We start from the raw sequence: 23,737 nt of genomic DNA on the forward strand, positions 1-23,737 counted from the left end.
GTGGCCGATGGTCTTTTCCCCCATGGCCTCGATTGACTTCCTCCATCCCGCTTTCGGCGGCAGTTGAACCCGGCGCGTGCTGTCGCCAGAATGGCCCGGCGGCGCAGGTGGCGGTCGCACAGGGTATGGGGAATGTACCGGTCGGCTGTGCCGTCGGATTGCAGCGCCCGCGAATCGGGCGCGAGGGGACGCTCATTTGATTTTCTACGCAACGGGCCTGCTGCTCGTCGTCGGCGCGGTCTGGCTGTTCAATCGACTGGTGCGGCTGCGCAACCAGGTTCGCAACGCGTGGAGCGATGTCGACGTGCAGTTGCAGCGTCGCCACGATCTGGTGCCCATGCTGGTCGAAGCGGTCAAGGGTTACGCCAGCCATGAGCGGCAGTTGCTGGAACGTGTCGCCGCCGAGCGCAGCGCGGCGATGCGCGGCGGAACCCCGGCGCAGCGGATCGCGCCCGAGATTGCGCTGGGCCAGCAGCTGGTGCGCCTGGTCGCGCTGGGCGAGGTTTACCCGGAGCTCAAGGCCAGCGGCAACTTCAGCCAGCTTTCGGACGAGCTGGTGGAGGTGGAGAACACCTTGCAGCACGCCCGGCGCTTCTACAACGGCTCGGTGCGCGAGTACAACACGGCGCGCGAAACGTTTCCCACCTTGCTGATCGCCGCGCCGCTCGCCTTCAGGCCCGCGGAGTTCTTCGCCGCCGACGCCGATGCCAGGGCCAATGTCCAGGTCAGGCTCGGGGAGCCTGCATGAGGCTTGCCGGCGGCCTCGTGCGGCATCGGATCTCGCGCATGTTGTGCCTCGTTGCCGTGGCGCTTGCCGCCGGCAGTGCGATGGCGCAGGACGCCGGTCAGTCCGGTGTCGAACCCACCACGATGACGCGCGATACGTCGATCTGGGTCAACCACGACTACTCGATCGAGGTCAGCGAGACTACGGAGGTCAACGCGGCGACCCCGTGGGAGTTCCATCGCGACCTGGTTCTTCCGGGCCGCAAGCTCGCACTTCGCGACGTGTTCCTGATGGGGGCGGCCGAGAACGGCGACGGGGTGACGACCGAGGTTGCGCCGCTGGGCGATGGCGTGCGTATCACCGTGCATCCGACACGTCGCGTGGGGATGCAGTTGTTCGAACTCGATTACCGCGTCCTGTACAAGGCGGTCGACGATGGCAAGCTCGTTTGGCCGCTCACCTCGGCCACCGATCGACTGTCGCTGCAGCGTGCGAAATTGGTGGTGAAGCTGCCGCGGGAAACGCCTTCCAGTCAGATCCATGCGCAGTTCCAGCTCGACGGTGCGCCTGTCACGGCAGGGGATCGCCGAGTCACCGGAACCAAGGTCGACCTCGGTTGGCACGATGCCGTCGCGCCGGGGCAGGTGTTGGGCGCGGTGCTCACGTTTCCCGAGGTGGCCGAGGCATCGACCCCCCTTTTGTCGGCGGGGCCGGCCTGGATGTTCAACGGCACCGTGTGGCTGGCCGTGCTGGCGTTGTACTACCTCCTGGCGAAAATTTTCTTCACCGGCGGCGGCGACGGCAAACCCGTGATCGTGGAGTACGAGCCGCCGACCGGCTGGTCCGCCGGCGCCGTGCGGTTGCTGTGGCACGGTGCCTGGGATGAAAAATGCTTTGCCACCGGCGTGCTCGGCATCGCCGCCAAGGGTGGGCTCACGCTGGCCCGGCAGGACGATGGCACATGGGTGGCAACGCGAACCGGCGGTGACCTTGCCCCGGCCTTGACGATGGACGAACACCGGCTGCGTTCGGCGTTGTTCGCGTTTGGCCCCACGGCGGAGTTCTCCGAGGCCCATGCCGACAGCACCGGCCTTGCCGAGCTTGCTTTCCGGCGTGCGCTGGAGAATCGCTGCGCGGGCGAACGTCCAGGCGATCCCTCCTGGCTGTTGATCCCCGGCTGGCTGACCGCGCTGACCGGCGCCACGCTGTTGTTCTTCGGCATCGACAGTCGCTTCGTTATCCTGGGCGAGATTGCGGCTCCCAGCCTCGTCGGTGCGCTCGTCGTGGCGATGCTGATGGACGTGGTCCCGCTTGCGCTCCTGCGCGCCACTCGTGCGCAGGTGTACGTCGTGGCCGCGATCGCCGCGATCGGATTGCTGGGCGGCGGCGACCGCCTGGACTGGCTGGCGGGCGCCGCGCTGCTCGCCGGCCAGGTCGCCGCGGGCTGGTGGTTGCTGCGCCAACCGCCGCGGGAGACGCCGTTGCGGCGCAAGCTGCACGGCTTCCGCTGGTACCTCGGCACCGCCGAACAGCAGGACATGGATGCGCGCTACAAGCCGTCGCTCCATCCCGAACTCCAGGCGAGCCTGCTGCCGTACGCGATGGCGCTGGATGTGGCGGTGACGTGGAACGCTCGCTTCGCGCATTCGCTCGAAGAGGCGGGAGGGCAAGAGGACTTCATTGCCAGCCTGAATCCCGACCATGACGACGCCGCGCTGGAACTGCTGGCTTTTGCACAGGCGATGGCGCGTCGCATCCCGAAATGAAGGGCGCATGCGATGGAAACGCGGCGGCCGGTCGCTGGACAGGCCCGGGAGGCTAGGGCGAAAGCTTGCGGCAAGTCACGGGCCAGCCTGCGTCCCGTAGCCATCCCGCCGGAAACACGACAGCGCGCCGATTCGCCGATGCCCGCACCCCGGACGACTGTCGAGTCCGGTGCGCCGCCAGCGAAGCAGGGAAGATGTACGCTGCGTGGTTGAAGTGATGCCCGCGGCAGCTGGCGCCGCGGGTCGTGCAGCAGGGATGGAGATTGCGATGACGTCCGCAGCAGCCCCCGAGTGGCGCACCAGCGCCTGGTTGAACACGCCCGAGCCATTGACCCTCGGCCATTTTCGCGGGCGGGTGGTGCTGCTGCACGCGTTCCAGATGCTCTGTCCGGGTTGCGTGGCGCATGGCATTCCGCAGGCGCAGCGCGTGGCCAAGCTGTTCGAGGGCGCGCCGCTGGCGGTGGTCGGCTTGCACACGGTGTTCGAGCACCACGCGGCGATGGGGCCGGAGTCGTTGCGCGCGTTCCTGTACGAATACCGCATCGCGTTTCCGGTCGGCATCGATGCGCCCGGCCCGGCCGGCGATCCGATTCCGTGCACCATGCGCGCGTATGCCATGCAGGGCACGCCGACCACGATCCTGATCGACGCGCAGGGGCGGCTGCGTCGCCAGGTGTTCGGCCAGCACGATGACCTGCTGCTCGGCGCGGAGATCGGTACGTTGCTGGCGGAACTGGAGCAGTCGCGCCCGCAGATGGCAGACGCGGCGCTCGCGGCAGAGGCTTGCAGCGAAGATCGCTGCGGGATCACGGCGGGTGCGCGGCAGCCGCCGTCGTAGCGGCGCCTGGCACGGCAGAAGAATGATGAGGAAGCGCGGACTAGGCTGATCGCTCCGGCGCATCGGGACGCAGATCCATCGCGCCCGGCGTGGTGTGCACCAGCGGCACGAAGTTGTCGTCCGGCGTCACTTCGCGCTTGCGGCGCATGAAGCGGTACAGCGCGTAGCCGGCCAGCAGGCTGTCGAGCACCGCGAACCAGCCGAACAGGAGCGTCGGCCGCGTCAGGCTCATCAGCGTGCCCGCCAGCAGCGGCCCCACCGCCGAGCCGATGCCGTTGACCAGCAGCACCGTGCTCGATCCGGACAGCAGCTCGTCGCGGCGCAGATAGTCCACCAGGTGCGCCACCGCGATCGGGTACACCGCGAAGCTCATGCCGCCGAAGGCGAATACCAGCAGCATGGCGATGGTGTGGCCGGCATTCGGCAACACCAGGTTGGCCAGCGCCGCCAATGCCGCGGTGGCGCTGATCAACGCCAGCGCCAGACGCCGGTCGATGCGGTCGGACAACCGTCCCAGCGGCAGTTGCAGCACCACGCCACCGGCGATCGCCACGCTCATGTAGGTGCCGACTTCGGCCGCGCCGAGACCGCGCGCGGCCGCATACAACGGCAGCAGGCCCCAGAACGCGCCCAGCACCATGCCCGAGATCAGTGCGCTGACCAGCGCGGTCGGCACCAGCCGGAACATGCGCCCGACCTGGACGCGCGGCGCGGCATGGATGGATGGCTGCGGCTGCGGGGTCATCACCACCGGCAGGTTCGCCGCGCAGACCAGGATCGCCACCACGCAGAACAACACGAAGCCCTCGCCGCCGATGTGCAGGAACTGCTGCGCGATCGCGCTGGCACCCAGGTTCAGCATCATGTAGACGGCGAACACCGAACTGCGATGCTTCGGATCGGCGGCGGTGTTCAGCCAGCTCTCGATGATCGCGTACAGGCCCACCAGCAGCAGCCCCTGCAACACGCGCAGCACCAGCCATGCCGCGTAGGCCGAGGTCAGTGCCTGCACCAGCACGACTACCGCCAGCAGCGAGGTGCAGAAGGCGAAGGTGCGGATATGGCCGAAGCGATGCGTCAGCCGGGGCACGGTGTAGGTGCCGACCAGGAAACCGGTGTAATAGGCCGAGGTCAGCACGCCGATCATCGCCACGGAGAAGCCCAGCACCTCGCCCTGCAACGCGATATGCGTGTGCAGCAGGCCGACGCCCATCAACAGGAACACGGTGCTCGACAACAGCGGTGCGGTGGTGCGGATGCTGCTCAACATGCGAAAGACCCGGGGATGGCACGCGCCGCGCGACCGGCGGAGCCGGTGCGGCTTCGGCAGGGTAACCGGACGGGAAAGCGTTTGTCGCCGCCCGGCAGTGTGCGGGCCATGGCGTACGCACGGCGAAGCGTGGCCCGGAACAATCGACACGACGGCGTTGAACGCGTTGCGCCGCCCCGGTCCCGTCGACTTCCCAACCCCAGGAGCGGGCTCCTGCGAGGGCGTGGAATTCCGGGGGCCGTGGCGTCGACGACGACGGCCGCGCACCTTGGCCGGAATGACGGCACGACGAGACGGCGAGGGGTCTCTTCGCTATCAGTATCGTGCCGTCGTCAGCGGCGCATCGGCCCATTGCCATGCGGTCGCCTGCAGCTTCGAGGTTTCGCGCGCGGCGTCGACCTGCCCGAGCTTTTGCTGGGCCTGCGCCAGGCCGAACAGCGACCAGCCGTTGAGCGGGTAGGTTTTCAGGTCCTGGTTGAATGCTTCCGCCGCGCCCGCGGCATCGCCGGTTTCGAGCAGCGCGGCACCGAGGTAGGGGCGGACCGGGAGCGACCAGTCGGCCGGTTCGTTGTAGGCCAGCGCATCCTCGGCGGCTGCCGCTTCGTGCAGCGCGGCGATGGCCTGCGCGTGCTTGCCTTGTGCGCGCAGCAGTTCCCCGCGCAGCAGGGCGTCGGCCACGCGCAGCACGCCATCGGCGTGGTTGATGTCGAAGAAGCTTACTTTCGCCATTGCCGGATCGACGGCGATCGCATGCAGGGCGTCGGCTTCGCGAGCGGCTTCGATCAGGGTGCCCTTGCGCGCGTGTGCCATGCCGCGGGCGAAGTGACGGATCGCCGCGGGGTATGGCAGTTCCGGTGACGCGGCGGTGTCGGCAAGAATCGCGTCCCAGTCGCCGAAGCGGACTTGCGTGAGCAGAGGCGTGACCACGAATTGCTGCATGAACTCCATTGGCGCCGCGCCCATTGCGGCACGGTCGGCGCGCCGGGCAGTCTGCTCGGCCGCCTGCAGCGCCAGCGTGCGCGAGCCGGTCAGGCCTGTCGTCATCGTGGCGAAGTGCCAGTTGTGCGGCACGTAGCCCAGCGGATAGACGCCGTTGCTGCCGCGGCACATCGCCAGGAAATCCTTGTCGGCGGTGGTGGCGGCGAGGTTGGTCAGGGTCGCGTCGTGGTAGCGGCCGACGCGGATGTAGGTGTGTGCGGGCATGTGCACCAGGTGGCCCGAACCGGGCGCCAGCGCGGCCAGCGCGTCGGCGTGGGGTTCGGCGCGCTGTGGCTCGGGCGAGGATTCGGTGGCGTGGATGTAGTAGTGCATCGCACCGATGTGGCGCGGGTTGCGCGCCAGCACGCGTTCCAGTTCGCCGAGCAGGCGCGGGGTGAACCGGGCCGGGGTGCCGTCCTTTTCCCAGTACGCCCAGGGCGAGAGATCCATCAACGCCTCCGCGTACAGGGTGGCGGCATCGTCGTCCTCGGGGAATTGCGCGACCACGCGCGCCATCGCTTCGGCATAGGCGCGGTCCAGCGGTGCGCGATCTTCCGGCGCCGGGTCGGCATAACGCAGTTGCAGTGCCTGGATCAGCGCGCGATCGACCGGACGTGCGGTGGCGGCCAGGCTGGCCGCGCGCGCGGCGAGGGCGGTGGCGTCCTTCGCGTGGGCCGGGTCCATCGGCAGGTTGATGTTCGGCCCCAGCACCAGCGCCTGGCCCCAGACGCACATCGCGCATTGCGGGTCCAGTCGCGCCGCCTCGGCGAAGTTGCGCCCGGCCGCCTCGTGGTTGAAGCCGTACGCCATGCGCAGGCCCTGGTCGAAATGGCGTTGCGCCAGGGGCACCGGGGTGGCCACGTCGTGGTGCAGGTCGCCGAAGGTATCGAACAGCGGCGGCGCAGCGGTTTCGGGCGCGGATGCGGCGTCGCCGGCCGCCTTCGGCGCGGGATTGCAGCCCGCCAGCAGGACTGCCAGCAGCGGCAGGAACAAGCATCGACGGATCATCGTGATTCTCCCATGGTCGGTTCGGAAACAGGGGGAAGCAGCAAGCAGAGTAGCCGAGGTTTGCGGAAATGGATGCCCGATTTTCTCCGGCCACGCACAGGCCGGTTCACTGCCCCTGCGGCCGATTGGACGTCCATCCATACCTTCCACGTTCACATTGTCCCTGGCAGCTTTTGGCTCTCCGGCCGGCTGTTGCGGTCCCATCCGGGAAAGCTCACCATGCGCGACGTGCGCGAGTGCCTTGTCGTATTCGACCGCATGAGTGTGCGATGGGGTAGTGAGGGGAAGTACCAGTTTTGGGGCAGGCACGAACGCCGCCGTTTGCCTGGATGTCCGGCTGGGACACCGGCGCCTGTGCCATTGGACTCACCTGTGCTCTCGGCACCGCGACCCACTCGGTGGCCGAGCCCGGTCGAGCCATCCGTTGTGGAAAGAACCAATCGGGGATGCCATGACCACGAATCACGCGCAGGCGCTTGACCTACCCACCAGTCCGAACCTCATGGCGGCCGTCGACCGCTGGATCTGGGTCTTCATGGCGGCGTTCTTCATCGCCATCACGCTGACCGGATTCGTGCCGGACTCGCTGCAGAAAGTCGCCATGATCCGGGCCGGGGCAAGGCCGCCGTTCCCGCCGGTACTGCATGTGCATGCCGTGTTGATGGGCTCGTTTCTGGTCCTGCTGCTCGTCCAGTCCTGGCTGATGGCGACCGGCCGGCGCCAGCGGCACATGCTGCTGGGGCGCTTGGCTTTCGTGCTGGTCCCGGCCATCATCGTCACCGGTTTCCTCCTGGTCCCGACGATTTACCGACAGGTCTGGAACGGGGCGCACGTCGCGCCGTCGCCGGTGCGTGAACAGCTTCAGCAGACGCTCCTTTTCCTCGACAACATCGCCTTGCTGCAGCTGCAGGCCGGCATCCTGTTTGCCGCTTTCATCTGGCTCGCCTTGCGTGTGCGACGCACCGATCCGGACTTCCACAAGCGGATGATGTTCCTGGCCACGGCCTTGCCGCTGCAGGCGGCGATCGATCGCATCGGCTGGTTGCCGCCGATCCATCCCGGTCCGTTCTCGACCGACCTCTACACGCTGCTTGCGGTGTCGCCGCTGTTCCTGTGGGACGTGGTCAGGCAGCGCCCGGTGCAGCGGGTCTATCTGGTCTGGCTGGGCCTGTTCCTGCCGGTGGCTGTTGCCGTCAACCTGCTGTGGGACATGCCGGGCTGGCACGCGCTGGTGCCGAAGGTGCTGGCGCCCTGACGGAGGCCGGCGCGGTCGCGACGCACCGCGCGGGTAACATCTGAAGCGCGGGACGCTCGACGCGTGGTCCGCCGAGTCGTCCATTGCGTTTTCCTGTCATCCGGAGGCATGCATGTCGCGAGTGTTGCTGTGCGGTGCGACCGGCCTGGTCGGGCGCGAGGTGCTGCGGATGGCGCTGGATGATGCCGCAGTCACCCGGGTGGTGGCGCCGACGCGGCGGCCGCTGCCGGCGCATCCCAAACTGGTGAACCCCGTGGTCGACTTCGAGCAGCTGCCGGCCGATGCCGCGTGGTGGCAGGCCGATGCGGCGATCTGCACGTTGGGTACCACGCTGCGCGATGCCGGCTCGCCCGCGGCGTTCCGGCGGGTGGATTTCGATTACGTGCTGACGTTTGCGCGACTGGCGCGGGCCGGTGGCGCGCAGGCCTTCGCGCTGACCTCGTCATGGGGTGCCGACGCGGCATCGCGCTACTTCTACCTGCGCATCAAGGGCGAGGTGGAGCAGGCGGTGCAGGCACTGGGTTATCCCTCGCTGACCGTGCTGCGGCCCTCGCTGATCGGCGGCGAGCGCGAGCGGCGGCGGCTGCGCGAGCAGCTCGGCATGCGTGTGCTGCAGGCGCTGGCGCCGATCGTGCCGCGACGCTGGCGCATCGTCCCGGCGCCGCGAATCGCGCAGGCATTGCTGCAGTCGGCGCTGGCGATGACCCCCGGCTGCGCGGTGATTTCCCCGGAGCAGTTGCTGTCGCCGGCATGAAGCGGCGGGCGCCGGCCTACAGCGGATGCTGGCGATAGAACAGCTCGAGTTGCCGGTAGACCTCCGGCAAGTGCTCGCGCAGGTTGGCCGGAGCCTCGAAGAACTGCTCGCTGCACACGGCGAAGAACTCGGCCGGGTTTTCCAGCGCGTACGCGTCGATCGGCAGCTCGTCGCCGTTGTTGCGTGCCTGCTTGAGGCGATGCCATGCGTCGGAGAACACCTGCGACCACCGCCTGGCATCCATGCGCCGGTGCAGTGGCGGGAAGCCGTTCGCCTCGCCGTTGAGCATGTCGAGCTTGTGCGCCATCTCGTGGATGACCACGTTGTGGCCGGGCTTCTTTCCGCTGTCCAGCACTTCCGCCCACGACAGGATGACCGGACCGCGGCCCCACGCCTCGCCGGCCAGCAGGCTGTGGCCCTGGTGGACCACGCCGGCGGCGTCCACGTGCTGGCGCTGCGGCATGAACGCATCCGGGTAGACGATGATGCTGTGCCAGCCGTCGTACCAGTCCATGCCCAGTTTCAGGATGGGCATGCAGGCATGCGCCGCCAGCAACACGCGGTCGACGTCGCCCAGCGGCAAGCCTTCCACCGGCTCCAGCGATTTGCGTTCGAGGAACAGCGTGGCCAGCACGCGCAGCGCAGCCTGGTCCGACGCGCCCAGCCGGCGCGCGGCGGTGCAGCGTTGCAGCGCCTCGCGCCAGAGCGCTTCGGCGATCGGGCGCCGGGTGACGGTGCGCCGTGCGCGCCAGTTGCGGAAGATGTCGAACATGGCCACATGCTGGAGGGGGAGCTCCGGAACATCTGGGCCGTCGCGCCGTTACTCAAGCGGGCGGGCGATGCATAAGCACGGGCGGTACGGCGATTCAGACCGGCGCGGGGTGCGCTTCCAGCGTGGCCTCGAACTCCGCCGGCGGCAGCGGGTGGCCGATCAGGTAACCCTGGAACACGTCGCAGCCCTGGGTCAGCAGGAACTGCCGTTGCGCGATGGTTTCCACGCCTTCGGCGATCACTTCCAGGCCCAGGCCGCGGCCCATGCCGATGATGGTCTGCGCCACCATCGCGCCGTTGGCGTCCTCCGGCAGGCAGGCAACGAAGGACTGGTCGATCTTCAGCTGGTCCAGCGGCAGGCGCGAGAGATAGGTCAGCGAGGAATAGCCGGTGCCGAAGTCGTCCAGCGAGATGCGGATGCCTTGCGCACGCAGCGCGGTGAGCTTGACCGCCGCCTCGGCGAGGTCGTCCATGATGGTGGTTTCGGTGATTTCCAGTTTCAGCCGCGACGGATCGGCACCGGTGGCCGCCAGCGCCTGGCACACGCCGTCCACGAAGTGCGGCTGGGCGAACTGCCGCGCGCTGACGTTGATCGCCAGGGTCAGTGACTGCGTGGCCGGCCGGCTCGACCAGGCCACCAGCAACTCGCAGGCGCGCTGCAGCACCCAGTCGCCCAGCGGCAGGATCAGCCCGCTCTCCTCGGCCACCGGGATGAACACGGTGGGCGACACCGCCACGCCGCGGCGCGTCCAGCGCAGCAGCGCTTCCGCGCCGAGCACGCGGCCGTAGCGGTCGACCTGCGCCTGGAGGTTCAGTGCCATCGCGCCTTGGGCGATGGCGTCGCGCAGGTCGTGCACGAGGCCGTCGCGCTGCGCCAGTTCGGCCAGCATCTCCGGCTCGAAGCGGCATACCTGGTCGCGGCCGGCCGCCTTGGCGCTGTACATCGCCAGCTCCGCCTCGCGCAGCGCCGATTCGGGCGTGTCGTGGCCGGCCGCCAACTCGGACCAGCCGATGCTGGCGGTGATCGTCACCGGCGCGTCGCTGGCCAGCCGGAACGGCTCGTGCAGCGCCTCGCGCACGCACTCGGCGCACTCGCGGGCGCGCTGCGCGCGTTCGCTGCGGTTGCTCCGCTCGCACGGCAGGGCGAGCGCGAACGTGCCGCCGCCCAATCGCGCCAGTACGCAGCCGTCTTCCAGCAGCCGGCGCAGGCGCTGCGCGATCAGGGTCAGCAGGTGATCGCCGGCGGCGTGGCCGCGCAGATCGTTGACGCGCTTGAAGTGGTCCAGGTCGACCAGCAGCAGCAGCGCGCGAAAACCTTCGGCCTGACCCAGCAGGTGCTTGAGGTGGTTGCGCAGGAAATGCCGGTTCGGCAGATCGGTGAGCGGGTCGAAGAAGGTCATGTGGTCGACGCTGGCGTGGGCCTCGCGCTCGCTGGTCAGGTCGACCATGGTGCAGACGCGGTGGGTGACCTGGCCTTGCGCGTCGGCGACTGCCGAAGTGGCCGCGCGCACCACCCGCGGCTGGCCGTGCTTGACCTGGATCCAGCGCTCCTCCTGCCAGAAGCCGTCGGGGCCGAGCTGCTCGTGGTGCTCGTGCGCCGGCGCGTTGTCGTCACGGCGCGCCCAGACCTGCGACGAGGGCTGCCCCCGCACCTCGTCCATGCGATAGCCGGTGAGCCGGGTGAACGCCTGGTTGACGCGCTGGATGGTGCCGTGGGCGTCGGTCACCATCAGCGCCTCCTGGGTCTGGAAGGCCACCGCGGCCAGGCGCAGTTCGCTGTCGGCGCGTTTGCGCTCGGTGATGTCCTGCGCGTAGAGGATCGCGTAGAGCGCCGCGCCGTCCTCGTCGTGGATCACCGAGCAGTCCAGTTTCGCGGGAAAGCGACGCCCGTCGCGGGTGATCTGTTCGGTTTCCCAGACCAGGTGTGCGAGGCGGTCGGCCTGCGCCCATTGTTCGTGCTGGCGGGCAAGGACGTCGGGCGGGAACAGTGCGTCGACAGGCGTGCCGACCATTTCCTCGGGCGCGTAGCCGCGCTCGCTGGCGAACACCGGGTTGACCGCGGTCAGCAACCGCGTGCGCGAGTCGCAGATGGCCACGCCGAAGGCGGCGTTCTGGAACGCGTGCGCCCACAATCGCAGTTGCGCCTCGCTGTGCAGGCGCCGGGTGACGTCGCGCGCCACGGTGAGCACGCCGTGGATCGCGCCGGTGGGATCGTGCAGCGGCACCTTGCTCAGTTCCAGTTGCCGGCTGTCGCCGTCCGGTGCCTCGTACGGCACGATCGCATTGCTCGGCTGTCCGTTCGACAGCACGCCCTGGCTCATCGAGCGCGATGCGGCGGCGAAGCGCGTGTTGCGCTCGTCGAAGGCGTCGAACGTCGTGCGGCCGAGCAGCGATTCGCTCGTGCGCCCGAACAGGCCGCAGGCGCGGTCGTTGCAATCGGTGAGCACGCCATTGCCGTCGCTGACCCACATCGCGTCCGGGCTGGCGTCGAACAGGGCGCGCAGGTTGCGCTTCTGCGCGCGCAGCTCGCGGGTGCGCACGGCCACCGTGCGGCGCAGCGACCATACCCACAAGGCCAGCAACACGGCCAGCGCCAGTCCCACGATCAGCGCGATGCGCGCCGTCCGCGCGAAAGGTTGCGACATGGCGGGACGATCCAGCCAGCGCTCACGCAGGGCGGCGCGTTCGGCCGGCGTGATCATCGCCATGCCGCGCTCCACCGTCTGCAGCATCGCGCTGTTGCCCGCGCGCACGGCGCGGCGGGGCTGGCCGGTATAGAGGATGTAGGCGAGGTAGAACTTGTCCAGCGCGGCGTAGCGGTAGAGGTAGTAGTTGGCCGGGTTGGTGTCCATGCAGAACACGCCGATGTTGCCGCCGACCGCAGCCTGGATGATCTCCTTGTAATTGGTGTATTCGTGCAGGTCGGTGATGCCTTGCCTTCGCATGTGTTCGGCGCAGGCGTCGCCGCGCTCCACCGCCACGGGAAAGCCGCGCAGGCCGGTGCTGTCGGTGATGCCGCGGATGCTGCGCGCCACGTAGATGCCCACGGCCTGCCTCGCGTACGGTGCGGAGAACTCGTACAGGGGCACGCGCTCCGGCGTGAGGTAGATCATGTCGATCACGTCGGCCTTGCCGGCCAGCAACTCCTTCTGCGCCTCGCTCCAGGCCATCGGCTCCAGCTCCACCTGGATGCCGGTGCGCTGCTGGAACAGCCGCCACATGTCGACTTCGTAGCCCTGCGGCTTGCCATTCCCGTCGAGGAACAGGAAGGGCGGGTAGTTGTTGTCGGTGACCACGCGGATGCGCGCGGGGGCGGGCGACATGGCGGCGGACGTCGAGGCGCTCGGCGGCGGCGACGCGGCCACTGCCGCAAATGCCGCGGCCAGGCCACAGAACGCTCCTCCGATGCATGCCGTGCGCCATCGCTTCATGCAGATGCCTCTTGCGGTCGCGGTCCCCGTTGCGAAGTTCAACCATACCCCAATCGGCGCGGTCCGGCGCAGGCCGGCCCGGTTCGCCGCGGGGCATCTCTGCCTTGTAGCGGCGTCGCCGGGAATCTCTTGAACATGGCGCGCATGCCGTGCGCGTGAGCCGGCGGCTGTTCCGGCCTGGCGCCGAGGCCAGCCGGCCGGTGCCGAACCCGGCGGTGCGCCGCCTGGCCGCGGTCATCCGCCGCCGCATCGCCGGCAAGGGCCATCTGCTCGACGTCTCCCCGCAGCTTTGTTTCAAGGCGTACCTGCATGCCGAGAGTGCGGCGACGGTGCCACGCCGCGAAACGCTGTCGCAATTTGCGGCGCGACGGTGTTCTTCCGTGAGGACAGCTTCTGTCGAACGGAGGATGCACCCATGAACACGACATGCGCGATCGCCTTGCTGGCGCTTTCACTGGAACTGGCCCCGACCCCCGCCGCGGCCGCGCCGCCTGCTGTTGCCGCCGTGCAGCTCGCGCCCGGCGACCTGAAATGGATGCCGGCGCCGCCGGTGCTGCCCAAGGGTGTGCAACTGGCGGTGCTGAGCGGCAATCCGTTCGCGGAAGGGTTCACCACCCTGCGCCTGAAGATCCCGCCGCACACCGTACTCGCGCCGCACTGGCACCCGACCGCGGAGGGTTTCACCGTGCTGCAGGGAACCTTCCACATCGGCATGGGCGACCAGGTGGACAAGGCCGCGGCCAAGGCGCTGCCGGCGATGAGCTACGCGTCGCTGCCGGCGATGCATCACCACTACGCCTATACCGGGGACGAGGGCGTGGTCATCGACCTGAGTTTCTACGGGCCGTTCCAGATCCACTACGTGCATCCGGCCGACGATCCGTCGCGGGTGGCCGCGACGAAGCCCTGACGGCGGATCGTGCGGCGTCCTAGGTCCTAGATGCCTGCGTGGTACGGTCGGCCGGCCACGCAGTTGTCTACTTCCTGCTGGCTGATGTGCGCGTAGGGCCGCAGGTTCACCACCGCTTGCACCATCCGGTCCTGGCGCTGCACCACGTCAGCCAACGCAGCGCAGAATTCGGGCGAGTGGGACAGAGCGAGGCCTTGCTGCTCCAGTTTGTTCTCCATCTTGTCCAGGCGGCCGGTCATCATCGCGAACACGGTCCTGGCCATGACGTGCCGGGTCATGTGCGCGGCCTTGTCCAGCGAGAGATCCACCAGCGCGATCACCGCCTCGCGGTAGCGCAGCGCCTCGGCCTTCTGCGCAGCGGAGAGCGCCAGCGGATCGTTGCCGATCTTCACCGCGCCGGAGGCGTCGATGCTGGCGTCGGGATGGCCCTTGGCGTTCATGCCCAGCGGCTCGCGATGCACCTCGGCACGCGCCGATTCGATCTCGCGCGTGGCCACGCCCGAGCAGCCCGTGCCAAGCATGGCCACGAGGATGAGGAGGGCGCCAGCCAGGCGCGGTCGATTTGCCTGAAACATGCGGGATTCCCGGGGCGGTTACTGCAGCACTTTTTCCGCGTCGACGATGGCCACGCCCTGCATCTGGCCCAGCAGGCTGTCGAACCACGGCTTGTGGGTGGCGCCGACGATGCACAGCACGCGGGCACCGGGACGTTCGCGAAATGCCGCGCGCACGTTGGCCACCATGCGCAGGTTGCGCGTCTCCCAGCCGGCGACGTAGATGCGCGCCAAGTGGCCGGGCGACTCATCGCGCATCGCCGCGCCCATGTCGGCGTCGATCTGCCTGCGCAGGACCTCGGGCCGGTTGATGAAGCGGTACAGCGCCAGCATGTCGCCGCGACCGGTGAGCGTTTCCTGTTGTCTGCGATCGGCCGCCACTTCGCCCGCGCTGGCGGCCCAGGCATTGCGGATCGCGTTGGCGTAAGCGGGCACGTCGGGCACGTCCACGTTGTCGCCGGAGTGGTCGTCGACCGGATACACGCGTTGCAGGCCCAGCCGTGCGGCGAGGCGCGCGGCGATCTGCAGGTCCTCGCCGTTTCGCGTCTGCAGTTCGCGCAGGCGGGTGGCCAGCGCATCGTCCAGGCCATCACCGGCGTGTCGTTCGGCCTGTGGCAACTGCAGCCACTGGGTCAGCGCCGAGGCATCGTCGCCGCTGGCGAGAAACAGCGCGGCCAGGTGCCGGCGCTGCGCCGCGTGCGGCCGTGCCGGCCAGTGTGCGAGCGACTCCTTCACCGCGGCCACCGCAGCGGGAACGTCCAGGCCGGTGGCTTTCTTCGCCGCCGTGGTGTCGCTGCAATAAGTGGCGACGTCCTGCGCCGCGTAGAGCGCCGGGTTGCGCCTCATCATCGCGCAGCTTTCGCCGGGGATCGCCTCGACGGTGATGATGTCGGGCCTGAACTTGGCCAGCTTCGCCAGCACCGGCTGCAAGGTATCGGCCTTGAACCCGTCGGGCATCTGCGACAGGTGCACGCTGCCCAGCACCAGCACCTGCGACGACGGACCGGCCATGCCCTGGTCCAGCCCGGACAGGTCGACCTGCGCCAGCGCCGTGCCCGACCACAGCAGCGCCGCCAGCAGGCCACAGCTCGTCCATCGATTCGTCATGCGTCGCTCCGCGGCGGCAGGTGTGGGGAAGTATTGGCGCCGGGCCCGACCTCGCCGGCCATTGCATCGGCGCGACCGCGCGCCGCCGTCACGCCATGGTGCGGGCATGCACCGACACGGGCACGTGCGAAAAGTCACGAGGGATGTCGGGAGCGCCGCAGGAAAAAACGCGAGGTGTGCGGCGTGGGTTCATTCCGCACGGCAGTGTGCAAATAGGAATGACGCCTGGTGGGTATCACCTGACCCGGGGGAACGCGGTAGCGGGTCATTCGCGCCCCGGTTCGCGGCGCGTGGACGTGCGGCGGCCGCGCTGCGGCGCGGTCGCGGTGTCGTTGCGTGCTGGCATGTCGCTTGCTGGACATGGCGTCGGGGGCGGGCGATCGGACTCCGGCGGCGGGCAGGCCGCCGGGTTCCGGTTGTCGCAGCCGCCTTCGCCCGGGCAACCGGCAATCCAGCGCAGGAGGCTTCTTCATGGCCACGACTCGCAAGATCACAAGCAACGCGAACAGGGGCTCGGCCAAACTGTTCGCCCTCAAGCCGCACGATCACGCCGGCATCGCCAAGGCGCTCGGCGTGGCACGCGGCGATTACGAAGTGAAGTGGTGGTGGAAATACGGACAGCCGGCGATCGACCTGATCCAGGCACAACTGGAGGTCAACGCCAAGCAACTCGGCCCGGTGGTGAGCCAGCTGATGCGGCTGAACGGTCCGACGCTGCAGGTCAGCGCATCGTGCTTCCCCTACGGCATCCCGGTGCCGGAGTGGTTCCGGCTCGAAGTGAATATCCGCGACGCCGGTCGCTAGAGGCCGACTGATGCATCCACGCGGCCGGGAGCCATCGCCCGGCCGCCGTTGCCTTGCCGCGAGAACGTCATGGGCCCGACCGGCGACGTCGTCAACGTCATCCAGATCCACCCCACGCTGCGCTGCAACCTGCGTTGCCGGCATTGCTACTCGACCTCCGGTCCGGAGCAGCGCGGCGAGCTGGACGTGGAGCTGCTCGAACGCTTCCTCGCCGACGCAGCGGGCGAGGGTTACAACGCGATCGGCATGTCCGGCGGCGAACCGCTGACCTGGAAGCCGCTGCCGCGCCTGCTGGCCTGCGCGCGGTCGCTGGGTTTCGCCACCTCGGTCACCAGCAACGGTTTGCTGCTCGATGCGCGGCGGCTGGCGCAACTGGCGCCGCATCTCGGGCTGCTGGCGATCAGCCTCGATGGCGTGCCGGAGAGCCACAACCGCATGCGCAACCGCGCGCATGCGTTCGAGCAGATGCGCGCCAAACTCGACCTGCTGCGCGCGGCCGGCGTGCCGTTCGGTTTCATCTTCACGCTGACCATGGACAACCTGCCCGAGCTGGATTGGGTCGCCGGCTTCGCCGCGGCCGAGGGTGCGCGGTTGCTGCAGATCCATCCGCTGGAACAGGTCGGCCGCGCCCGCGAGTACGAGCTGCGTCCGCCGGACGACCTGGAGCTGGCGTACGGTTTCCTCGAAGTGGCGCGGCTGCAGCGGCAGTACCACGGGCAGCTGACCTTGCAGTACGACGTGGCCGATCGCCAGCTGATCGCGCGCGAACCCTGCCGTGCCTTTGCCGGCCCGGCGGTGGCCGCGGACGTGGCCGCCGATGCGCGGCTGGCCGCGCTGGTCTCGCCGCTGGTGGTGCAGGAGGATGGCTGGGTGGTGCCGATCCAGCACGGCTTCGCCACCACCCATGCGATCGCGCGACTCGATCGCGGCCCGTTCCGCACGCAGGCTGCGCGCTGGAAGCGCGAACGCTATCCGCGCTTCCGCCATCTCGCCGAGCAGGTCTGGGCCGGCATGCGCGACGCGCCGGAGCACCTGCCGTTCACCAACTGGTATGCCGCGATCACCACGGCCAGCGCGCATCGACCGGCGCGGCGGCCGCTGACGACGCCGGTGCGGTTGACGGCCTAGGCGAACCCTCGGGGGACGACATGCGCAGATGCATCACCATGGGGTTGATCGCGGGCCTTGCCTGCCTCGGCAGTGTCGATGCGCTGGCGCAGCCGCCAGCGCAATCGCTGCAGCAGTTGCACAAGCACGAGGCATTGGTGCCGGTGGCGAAGGCGGCGAGCAGCGTCACGCATGTGTCTGCCCCGAGTGCGGAGCAACACGTGGCGTTGAGTGATGCGATGCTGCACGTGGCGGCGGGACAGTCGCCCCTGCCGGCGTCGGCAACCACCACCAGGCCGGCCGCCGTACTCAGCCCGGCTGCCGCACGGGCGGCGCAGAAGTTCCATCTCGACCCGCTGGCCCTGAGCAGCGGCGAGGTGAAGGCGGTGTCCGGCAGCCATGCCGAAGTGGTCAATCCCGATACGGTTGCCGAACAGGCACGGCCGGGTTCGGTCTTCGTCACCCGCACCGGTACCGGCGCGACCCGGGTGGCGCTGTCGGCGCCGCTGCGCGCGGCGCTGCCGGCCGGGGCGCAGACATCCGCCGTGCGGCTGGGTTATGTGGTGAGCGCCACCACCGGGGCGGAGGCCAGCCCGGTGCGGCTGGCCGCGCTCATCGCCGACAACACCGGGCTGGTGCTGGACGCTGCGCATTCCGCCTGGCGCGGCGGCTTCTCGGTGGCGCTGTCCAATCTCGACGATCCCGCCGATCGGCGCCCGCTGAACACGCCGGTCACCGTGGCGATCACCGCGGCCGGTGCCTCCGACGTGACGCCCGCGCCGCTCAGCATCGCCGACGTCGGGCGCTGGCATGCGGTGCGCGTGACCGTGCCGGATTTCCCCGGCGACCGCTATCACGTGTCGGTCAGCGCCGACCCGCAGGATCGCGGCAACGCGATCGACCTGCCGGTGGTGAAACCCACCATCGAGGTGATCGCCGCCAACCCGCAGATCGCCGGCTGGGGCATCGGCCAGACCGCGATCACGCTGCGCGCCCGCGGCCTGGTCACGCCCGACGGCTATCCGGTGACGCTGCGCAACGAGCACGGCTCGCTCGACCCCACCTACGTGAAGCTCGACGCGCAGGGCGTGGCCACCGCGCGGCTGCGCTCTGATTCGGCCAGCTCCACCAGCGTGAGTGTCGCCGACGCCGGCGTGGTTTCCCAACCGGCCACCGTGGTGTTCACCGCGCCGTGGCTGTTCCTGGCCGCGGCTGTTGCCGGCGGTCTCCTCGGTGCGTTCATCCGCGGCAAGGGGCGCCGCCGAGCCTGGTACGCGTTGGCGATCGGCGTGGCGTCGGCGATCCTGATGACGCTGGCCTACGCAGTCGGCATCGACTGGGTCAGCCGCGCGCTGCCGTCGGCGCACCTGGCCACCTCCGGCGAGGCGGTGATCTTCGTGCTGGGCGCGATCGCCGCGCTGCTCGGCGTGGGCGTGCTGCTGCCGGCGGGTGGGGGAGGGAAGGACGCTTGATCGGGGGACGCAGACGGCGGCGATAATGACGGGATTCTCCTGTGCGAGGCGCCGCGATGTCCGTTCAATCCGACGAGGCCGCTGCGAGCCCGCTGCCGCGCATCACCGGGCGCAGCAGTTCCCACTACACCCGTCTGGCACGCATGTTCGCGCACGAGCTGGACGTGGCCTGCGAGTTTGCGCCGGTGTACGACCTGGCCTCGCTGGACGAGCGCAGCTACACGGGCAACCCCGCCCTCAAGTTGCCGGTGCTCAGTCATGGCGGGACAGTGGTTTTCGGGACCGAGAACATCTGCCGCACGCTGGCGGAGCTCGCCCCGCGCTCCGCCGTGATTCTCTGGCCCGAGAATCTGCGTGACGTGCCGGCGCGCAACGCGCAGGAGCTGGTCTGGCACGCGATGCAGGCCCAGGTGCAGCTCGGGTTCGGCACGCAGATCGCGGGGCTTTCGCCGGACAGCATCTACTTCGTCAAGGCGGCCACGGGCCTGCGCAACGCACTGGCGTGGCTTGACGAGCGGGCGCCCTCGATCATCGCCACCCTGCCGCCGCACGATCTGGGCATGCTGGAAGTGTCGCTGTTCTGCCTGCTCGAACACTTGGCCTTCCGCACCACCGTGCCACTCGCGCCGTATGTGCGGCTCGGCGATTTCGCCCGCGCCTTCGGGCAGCGGGCTTCGGCGCGAAGCACGGCTTATCGGTTTGACACTCCCGCTCGGGATTGAAGCGGTCGGCCCCGGCGAAGCGCTGCACCGAGCCTGGCGACGTCAGCTCGCCTCCGCGCGCACCAGCCACACCTCGCCGCGGCGTGCGCGTGGCAGGCCGTTGAACAAGGCGAACCAGGGTGCGAGCAGGCGCACGGTCCAGCCCAGCCGGCGGATGCGGCGGAACGGGCTGGAGACGGCGCGTTCGGCGCGGATGGTGAAGCCGGCTTCCTGCAGCGCCTTTTCCAGCACCCACGGGCTGAGCGGGGTGATGTGGCCCTGTTCGCGGTAGTCGATGTCGCGAAACCACTGGAACTGGCCCGTGCGCAGGAACAGCGCCTGCGAGACCGGGTTGGCGATGTTCGGCGTGGACAGCACCAGTTGCCCGCCGACCGGCAGCAGGGCGCGGATCTGCCGCAGCACCTCGCGGAGGTTTTCCAGGTGCTCGACGATTTCCAGCGCCATCACCGCGTCGAAGCCCTGCGGCCATTGCGCGGCGAACGCGCCGTTGAGGTCGGCCGCGACGAAGGGCACGTCGGTCGGCTTGAAGCTTTCGGGAAACAGGTCGCTGGCGGTTACCTGGAAACCCAGGTCGGTCAGCCGCAACGACATCGCGCCGCTGCCGGCCCCGAACTCCAGCACGCGCGCGCCCGCGCTGGCCGCGCCGACCAGCAGTTCGGTGGCCGCCTCATGCAATCCGGGGGCGGCGTAGATCGGCAGGCCCTTGTACTCGCGCATCGGCTGGCCCGCGAAGCCGGTGCGGAAGTTCTCGGCGCGCGCGCTGGCCTGGTTGGCCACGGAGGGAGTGGGCATGGGCGTCGTGGTGGGCGGCTGGAGGGTTGAGGGGCGGCGGTCACACGCGCCCGGTCACCGGGATCAGGGCGCCGGTGATGGCGGCGGACTGTTTCGACAGCAGGAACACGATCACGTCGGCCAGTTGCTCCGGTTTGACCCAGCGCGTGAAGTCGGCCTTCGGCATGTCGGCGCGGTTGGGCGGCGTGTCGAGGATGCTGGGCAGCAGCGCGTTGACGGTGATGTCGCGCTCCTTGAGCTCCTCGGCGAGCGATTCGGTGAAGCGCATCACGCCGGACTTGGAGGCGGTATAGGCCGCCACGCCGGCGCCGGCCTTGAGCGCGGACGCGGCGCCGATGTTGATGATGCGTCCGCCGGCATGCAGGTGTTTCAGCGCGGCCTGGCTCGCCGCGACGGCGGTGCGCAGGTTGACCCGGTAGAGCAGGTCCCAGGTGTCCGGGTTGCCGTCGGCCACGCTCTCGTAGCGAAACATGCCGGCGATGTTGACCAGCGCGTCGAGCCCGCCCATGGCCTCGGCGGCAGTGTCCAGCGCGTTCGCCGCGGCGGCGGGATCGGCCAGGTCGACGCCGCCAATGCAGCTGGCCGCGCCGATGCCTGGGCTCGGTGCGGGGGCACGATCGATGGCGGCGACGCGGGCGCCGGCGGCGAGCGCCGCCTGCACCGTGGCGAGGCCCAGGGTGCCGAAACCGCCGGTGACGGCGACGCGCAGGTGGTCCAGTTGCATGGTGTTCTCCCGAGGCTGTCCGCCGGACAGGATAGCCTGCCGCGCAGGCCGTACAAAGAAAACGCCAGCCGATCAGCCGAACGGCAGTTCGATCGACGGGCTCTGCGGGGTGAACCAGCGTGCGCCGTCGTCGGTGATGTGCATGTCGTCCTCCAGCCGCACGCCGAACTCGCCGGGGAGGTAGATGCCCGGCTCGTCGCTGAAGGTCATGCCCGTTTCGAGCGCGCGCTTGTTGCCCTGCACGAGGTAGTACCACTCGTGCATGTCCATGCCGATGCCATGGCCGAGGCGGTGGCTGAAGTACTTGTAGCCGGGGCCGTAGCCGGCGTCGACGATGACCTTGCGCGCGGCGGCGTCCACCGATTCCATGGTGGCGCCGGGGTGCGCGGCCTTCAACGCCGCCTGCTGCGCGCGGTGCACGATGTCGAACACGCGCTTCATCTTGTCGCTGGCCTTGCCCAGCACGAAGGTACGGGTGAGATCGCTCTGGTAGCCGCCGACCTTGCAGCCGTCGTCGAGCATGATCACGGTGCCCTCGCTGATGTGCTGCGGCAGCGGCGAGCCGTGCGGCGAGGCGGTGAACGCGCCGACGTTGACGCTGGCGTCGCCGCGCAGGCCCTGGCGTGCGTAGGCCGCATCCACCAGGGCGGAAATCTGCTGCTGGGTCATGCCCGGCTGCAACGCCTTCCACACCGCGTGGTACACCGCCAGGGTGGCGTCGTTGGCCAGTTGCATCAACGCCAGCTCGGCCGGGCTCTTGATCGCGCGGCAACCGGCGGTGACCGGCGTGGCGCTGACCAGCTTCACGTGCGGCGCCGCGGCGGCGATGCCGAACTGCGTGGCCGAGCGCAGTTGCTCCTCGATGCCCAGCGTGCCGGTGGCCATGCGCCATTCGGCGAGCACGCCGGCGATCAGCGCGTACGGGCTCTCGAACTCCTGCCAGGTGCGCACGTCCTTCCTGCCGAAGGCGATCTGCTCCAGCGTGCGTTCGCGCTCGAACGCCGGCGTGATGTAGACCGGGTCCCCCGATTTCGGCAGCAGCATGCCGGTGGTGCGTTCGCTGACCCACCAGTGCATGCCGGTGAAGTATTCGAGCGAACTGCCGCCGCCCATGAACACCGCGTCCATCCCGTGCTCGGCCATCAGCCGCTGTGCCTTGCGCAGGCGTCCCTCGCGCTCGGCATCGGTGATCGGCACGGCGCGCGGCGCCACCGGTTCCAGCGCCAGGATCGAGGGCGGCAGTGCACTGCCCGTGTCGCTCGCACTGGCGGTACCGGCGCCCAGCAGCGGCAGCGCAGCGGCGCCCAGCGCGGAGTGTTTCAGGAAGCGGCGTCGCGATGGCTGGAGGGTTTCATCGTGGCTCATGGGTGTTCGCCTGGCATGGAGAATGAAAGGTTCGCACACCCGGCGCGGTCACGCGCGCGCAGGCGGTCGCACGTCGGGCAGGAACACCGCCAGCAATCCCAGCAGCGGCAGGAACGCGCAGACCTGGTACACGAACACGATGCCGTAGTGGTCCGCCACCACGCCGAGCACGGCCGCGCCGATGCCGCCGAGGCCGAACGAAAGCCCGTAGAACATGCCTGACACCATGCCGACGCGGTGGGGCATCATGTCCTGCGCGTAGACGATGATCGCCGGGAAGGCCGATGCCAGCACCACGCCGATCACCAAGCTCAGGCCCACCGTCCATGCCAGCCCCACGTGCGGCAGCAGCAGGGTGAACGGCGCGATGCCGAGTATCGACACCCAGATCACCTGCTTGCGCCCGATGCGGTCGCCGAGCGGGCCACCGAACAGGGTGCCGGCGGCCACGGCCATCAGGAACACCGCCAGCAGGTGCGTGGCGGTGGTCATCGACAGGCCGAAGTGGTGGATCAGGTAGAACTCGTAGTAGCTGCTGATGCTGGCCAGGTAGAAGAACTTGGAGAACATCAGCACCATCAGCACGCCCAGCGTGCGGCGCACCACCGGCGCGGGGAACGGCGGCTGGTCCGAGGCCAGGCGCTTGCGCACGCGCTCCTCGATGTGTCGGCTGTACCAGCGGCTGACCTGCAGCAGCACCACGATGCCCAGCAGCGCCGCCAGCCCGAACCAGCCCACGTGCGCGCGGCCCAGCGTGAGCACCACGCCCGCCGCCATCAGCGGCCCCAGCGCCTGGCCCAGGTTGCCGCCGATCTGGAACACCGACTGCGCCAGGCCATAGCGCCCGCCCGAGGCCATCCGCGCCACCCGCGAGGATTCCGGATGGAACGCCGACGAGCCGCAGCCGATCAGCGCCACCGCCAGCAACAGCACCGGGTAGCTCGGCGCCACCGACATCAGCAACAGGCCGGCCAGGGTGAAGCACATGCCGACCGGCAGGGTGTACGGCAGCGGATGCCGGTCGGTGACCATGCCCACCACCGGCTGCAGCAGCGAGGCGGTCAGCTGGAAGGTCAGCGTGATCGCGCCGATCTGGAAAAAGCTCAGCGCAAACTCGCCCTTGAGCAGCGGGTAGATCGCCAGGATCACCGACTGCATCATGTCGTTGAGCACGTGCACGAAACTCACCGCGCCCAGCACGCCGTAGCGCGTGGTCGACAGCGGCGTGGTGGTCGCCGCCGCGATCACCGGCGGCGCGCCGCCCGCTTCGCTGGCGGTGGCGAGGGAGGAAGTGTTCGACACGGTGTCTTTCATGCGGGGAAGCATCACGGGTGGAGGGGTGCCTGCCGTGCCCACGCCGCACGCCGGATCGGGCCGCCGGC

21 protein-coding genes are annotated in these 23,737 nt (G+C 69.3%); 11 read left to right on the top strand and 10 right to left on the bottom strand.

Annotated elements, in window-relative coordinates; translation table 11 throughout:
- The first annotated feature begins 196 nt into the window (after positions 1-196).
- From ACFCQI_RS13305 to ACFCQI_RS13315, 3 genes are all read left to right on the top strand, one after another.
- Positions 197-748, top strand: a complete 552-nt coding sequence (locus ACFCQI_RS13305; protein ID WP_395117404.1) for a LemA family protein — start codon at positions 197-199, stop codon at positions 746-748.
- Positions 745-2,493, top strand: a complete 1,749-nt coding sequence (locus ACFCQI_RS13310; protein WP_395117406.1) for a hypothetical protein — start codon at positions 745-747, stop codon at positions 2,491-2,493. The genes ACFCQI_RS13305 and ACFCQI_RS13310 overlap by 4 nt, the downstream gene beginning before the upstream one ends.
- Positions 2,494-2,761: 268 nt before the next feature.
- Complete coding sequence (locus ACFCQI_RS13315; protein WP_395117408.1) at positions 2,762-3,331, top strand: peroxiredoxin family protein; 570 nt, start codon at positions 2,762-2,764, stop codon at positions 3,329-3,331.
- Positions 3,332-3,371: 40 nt separating this feature from the next.
- Here the strand turns inward: ACFCQI_RS13315 and ACFCQI_RS13320 are convergent, their stop codons facing one another.
- Positions 3,372-4,601 carry an MFS transporter gene (locus tag ACFCQI_RS13320; RefSeq protein ID WP_395117410.1) on the bottom strand — a complete coding sequence of 410 codons (1,230 nt, stop codon included), beginning with the start codon at positions 4,599-4,601 and terminating at the stop codon, positions 3,372-3,374.
- A 315-nt stretch (positions 4,602-4,916) separates the two neighbouring features.
- Positions 4,917-6,587 (bottom strand): tol-pal system YbgF family protein, encoded by a 1,671-nt coding sequence (locus ACFCQI_RS13325; RefSeq protein WP_395117412.1) that lies wholly within the window; start codon positions 6,585-6,587, stop codon positions 4,917-4,919.
- Positions 6,588-7,038: 451 nt separating this feature from the next.
- On the opposite strand from ACFCQI_RS13325, the gene ACFCQI_RS13330 reads away from it, so the two are divergent.
- Entirely contained in the window at positions 7,039-7,842 is an 804-nt protein-coding gene (locus tag ACFCQI_RS13330; protein WP_395117414.1) for a hypothetical protein, read from the top strand.
- A 112-nt stretch (positions 7,843-7,954) separates the two neighbouring features.
- Positions 7,955-8,596: an NAD-dependent dehydratase gene (locus ACFCQI_RS13335; RefSeq protein ID WP_395117416.1), complete on the top strand. Its 642-nt coding sequence runs from the start codon at positions 7,955-7,957 to the stop codon at positions 8,594-8,596.
- Between the two features lie 16 nt (positions 8,597-8,612).
- Here the strand turns inward: ACFCQI_RS13335 and ACFCQI_RS13340 are convergent, their stop codons facing one another.
- Positions 8,613-9,368 (bottom strand): zinc-dependent peptidase, encoded by a 756-nt coding sequence (locus ACFCQI_RS13340; protein WP_395117418.1) that lies wholly within the window; start codon positions 9,366-9,368, stop codon positions 8,613-8,615.
- 94 nt (positions 9,369-9,462) lie between these two features.
- Positions 9,463-12,690, bottom strand: coding sequence for an EAL domain-containing protein (locus ACFCQI_RS13345; RefSeq protein ID WP_395117420.1), 3,228 nt, complete (start codon positions 12,688-12,690; stop codon positions 9,463-9,465).
- 263 nt (positions 12,691-12,953) lie between these two features.
- Between ACFCQI_RS13345 and ACFCQI_RS13350 the strand changes: the two genes are divergently transcribed.
- Both ACFCQI_RS13350 and ACFCQI_RS13355 read left to right on the top strand, forming a co-directional pair.
- Entirely contained in the window at positions 12,954-13,217 is a 264-nt protein-coding gene (locus tag ACFCQI_RS13350) for a hypothetical protein (RefSeq protein WP_395117422.1), read from the top strand.
- The gene (locus ACFCQI_RS13355) at positions 13,214-13,708 is read left to right on the top strand and encodes a cupin domain-containing protein (protein WP_395117424.1); all 495 of its coding nucleotides are present in this window, start codon (positions 13,214-13,216) and stop codon (positions 13,706-13,708) included. The genes ACFCQI_RS13350 and ACFCQI_RS13355 overlap by 4 nt, the downstream gene beginning before the upstream one ends.
- A 26-nt stretch (positions 13,709-13,734) precedes the next feature.
- Here the strand turns inward: ACFCQI_RS13355 and ACFCQI_RS13360 are convergent, their stop codons facing one another.
- Positions 13,735-14,283 carry a hypothetical protein gene (locus ACFCQI_RS13360; RefSeq protein ID WP_395117426.1) on the bottom strand — a complete coding sequence of 183 codons (549 nt, stop codon included), beginning with the start codon at positions 14,281-14,283 and terminating at the stop codon, positions 13,735-13,737.
- Positions 14,284-14,301: 18 nt separating this feature from the next.
- Positions 14,302-15,369 carry a DUF5694 domain-containing protein gene (locus tag ACFCQI_RS13365; protein WP_395117428.1) on the bottom strand — a complete coding sequence of 356 codons (1,068 nt, stop codon included), beginning with the start codon at positions 15,367-15,369 and terminating at the stop codon, positions 14,302-14,304.
- 471 nt (positions 15,370-15,840) lie between these two features.
- On the opposite strand from ACFCQI_RS13365, the gene ACFCQI_RS13370 reads away from it, so the two are divergent.
- The 4 genes from ACFCQI_RS13370 to ACFCQI_RS13385 all read left to right on the top strand — a co-directional run bounded on the left by ACFCQI_RS13370 (position 15,841) and on the right by ACFCQI_RS13385 (position 19,474).
- The gene (locus ACFCQI_RS13370) at positions 15,841-16,173 is read left to right on the top strand and encodes a hypothetical protein (protein WP_395117430.1); all 333 of its coding nucleotides are present in this window, start codon (positions 15,841-15,843) and stop codon (positions 16,171-16,173) included.
- Positions 16,174-16,242: 69 nt separating this feature from the next.
- Positions 16,243-17,301 (top strand): radical SAM protein, encoded by a 1,059-nt coding sequence (locus tag ACFCQI_RS13375; protein ID WP_395117432.1) that lies wholly within the window; start codon positions 16,243-16,245, stop codon positions 17,299-17,301.
- A 20-nt stretch (positions 17,302-17,321) separates the two neighbouring features.
- Positions 17,322-18,752, top strand: a complete 1,431-nt coding sequence (locus ACFCQI_RS13380; protein WP_395117434.1) for a hypothetical protein — start codon at positions 17,322-17,324, stop codon at positions 18,750-18,752.
- A gap of 41 nt (positions 18,753-18,793) precedes the next feature.
- Positions 18,794-19,474, top strand: coding sequence for a glutathione S-transferase N-terminal domain-containing protein (locus tag ACFCQI_RS13385; RefSeq protein ID WP_395117436.1), 681 nt, complete (start codon positions 18,794-18,796; stop codon positions 19,472-19,474).
- Positions 19,475-19,516: 42 nt separating this feature from the next.
- On the opposite strand, the gene ACFCQI_RS13390 is transcribed toward ACFCQI_RS13385, so the two are convergent.
- The 4 genes from ACFCQI_RS13390 to ACFCQI_RS13405 form a co-directional block, all read right to left on the bottom strand.
- Positions 19,517-20,266, bottom strand: coding sequence for a class I SAM-dependent methyltransferase (locus tag ACFCQI_RS13390; RefSeq protein WP_395117438.1), 750 nt, complete (start codon positions 20,264-20,266; stop codon positions 19,517-19,519).
- A gap of 40 nt (positions 20,267-20,306) precedes the next feature.
- Complete coding sequence (locus ACFCQI_RS13395) at positions 20,307-20,990, bottom strand: SDR family NAD(P)-dependent oxidoreductase (protein WP_395117440.1); 684 nt, start codon at positions 20,988-20,990, stop codon at positions 20,307-20,309.
- 72 nt (positions 20,991-21,062) lie between these two features.
- Complete coding sequence (locus ACFCQI_RS13400; protein ID WP_395117442.1) at positions 21,063-22,355, bottom strand: M24 family metallopeptidase; 1,293 nt, start codon at positions 22,353-22,355, stop codon at positions 21,063-21,065.
- A 48-nt stretch (positions 22,356-22,403) separates the two neighbouring features.
- Positions 22,404-23,669: an MFS transporter gene (locus ACFCQI_RS13405; protein WP_395117444.1), complete on the bottom strand. Its 1,266-nt coding sequence runs from the start codon at positions 23,667-23,669 to the stop codon at positions 22,404-22,406.
- Positions 23,670-23,737: the final 68 nt, after the last annotated feature.

It is taken from the genome of Rhodanobacter sp. FW102-FHT14D06, from assembly GCF_043950705.1.
GTDB lineage: Bacteria > Pseudomonadota > Gammaproteobacteria > Xanthomonadales > Rhodanobacteraceae > Rhodanobacter.